Source organism: Caldisericota bacterium (assembly GCA_034717215.1).
GTDB lineage: Bacteria > Caldisericota > Caldisericia > Caldisericales > Caldisericaceae > UBA646.
Genome location: JAYELD010000105.1, coordinates 1 through 1,543 on the forward strand (window position 1 = coordinate 1; position 1,543 = coordinate 1,543).

Sequence of the window (1,543 nt, forward strand, 5' to 3'; positions counted from 1 at the left end):
GCATTGCCGTATTCAAGGAGATAGACTACGATTGTCCCAAAAATTATAAGGGAAAGGGTAGTTGATAGAACAATTTTTGAATGCTCCGATAGATATCTCCTTTCACCTCTAAAACGAGCGGAAATATCCCGGAGCACTATAAATCCAAGACCTCCGCATATAAATAGGAAGGGGGCGGTCAAGGTAATAAATGGATTATCGGCAAATTTAGTAAGGTTGGTAGAAAAGGAACTAAAACCTGCATTGCAAAAAGCAGATACTGAGTGAAAAATAGCATGAGCGATTGCCTGGTCGCGTGGAAAACTTCCTCTAAATCCAGAGTAAAACAGGATAAAACCTATCATTTCAAATGTAAAAGTTACAAAAACAACCATTCGCAAGAATCTTAGAGTATTATCTCTACTAAATAAGCCAAACTCTTCTTGAGTGATCAAATTCTGTCTCTTATCGGGTCTCATGCGAAAGATTGTCATAAATAAACTTGCAAAAGCCATATAACCCATCCCCCCTATTTGTAGCAAAAAAGGATAAAGCCCTTGCCGGTAAATGTAAAATCAGTGGCTGTATCCTTTACAATCAGACCTGTGACACAAACTGCTGAAGTAGATGTAAATAAAGCATTTATGAATGAAATTCCCTTACTTGAGATTGGAAGGAGGAGAAGTATGCCGAATAAAATTATCCCTACATATACAAGGGAGATTGATCTGAATGGAGACCACTTATTCATTTTCAAAGAGATAAAAAGCCACTTTAATTGCGATCCTGGATACTTCTCTCATTGAGCTTTCTTTTTTTTACGTATAATTTCTGGGGGTGTCCCTTTTGTGATTGTCGATTTTGTTATTCTACAAGCTTTGATGCCCTTTTCCTGGGGGAGGTAGAACATAAGGTCAAGCATCAGGTTTTCCAAAACCCCCCTTAGAGCCCTTGCACCAGTTTCCTTTTTAGAGGCTCTCCTGGAAATTTCATAGAGAGCAGGTCTCGTAAATGATAATTTTATCCCATCCCAATCGAATAATTGTTTGTATTGCTTTGCAAGTGCATTCTTTGGTTTAATAAGAATATCGGTTAGATCAGAAACCGAAAGCTCGTGCAAAGTTGCAATCACAGGCAACCTGCCCACCAGTTCAGGAATAAGTCCGTAATGCATCAAATCATGCGGTTGCACCTTTTCTAAGGTGTTTTCAGAATCTTTCCCGTTTTCTTCATGGATGGAAACATTAAAACCAAGTGTATTACTATGTAATCTGTTTTTTATTATACTCTCGAGACCCTCAAAAGTACCACCTGCTATAAAGAGGATATCTTTGGTGTTCATTTGTATAAATTCCTGCTCAGGATGTTTTCTTCCCCCTTGAGGAGGAACATTAACAATAGAGCCTTCAATTATCTTAAGAAGAGCCTGCTGGACGCCTTCGCCTGAGACATCTCGTGTAATGGAAGGATTTTCGGATTTCCTTGCAATTTTATCTATTTCGTCAATATATACGATACCCTTTTCAGCCAGTTCAACATTATAATCTGTGACCTGGAGAAGACG

Annotated in this window: 3 protein-coding genes; 1 reads left to right on the forward strand and 2 read right to left on the reverse strand. The window is 38.6% G+C overall.

Going from position 1 to position 1,543, the window contains the following annotated elements; translation table 11 throughout:
• Positions 1-494 (reverse strand): potassium transporter TrkG (locus U9Q18_04150; GenBank protein ID MEA3313548.1); only part of this gene is annotated, 494 nt, incomplete at its 3' end.
• 63 nt (positions 495-557) lie between these two features.
• On the opposite strand from U9Q18_04150, the gene U9Q18_04155 reads away from it, so the two are divergent.
• On the forward strand, positions 558-785 hold the full coding sequence (locus U9Q18_04155) for a hypothetical protein (protein ID MEA3313549.1): 228 nt from the start codon (positions 558-560) through the stop codon (positions 783-785).
• Here the strand turns inward: U9Q18_04155 and clpX are convergent.
• Positions 779-1,543, reverse strand: a 765-nt coding sequence (clpX, locus tag U9Q18_04160) for an ATP-dependent Clp protease ATP-binding subunit ClpX (protein MEA3313550.1), incomplete at its 5' end; no start/stop codon positions are given. The two genes, U9Q18_04155 and clpX, sit on opposite strands and share 7 nt — an antisense overlap.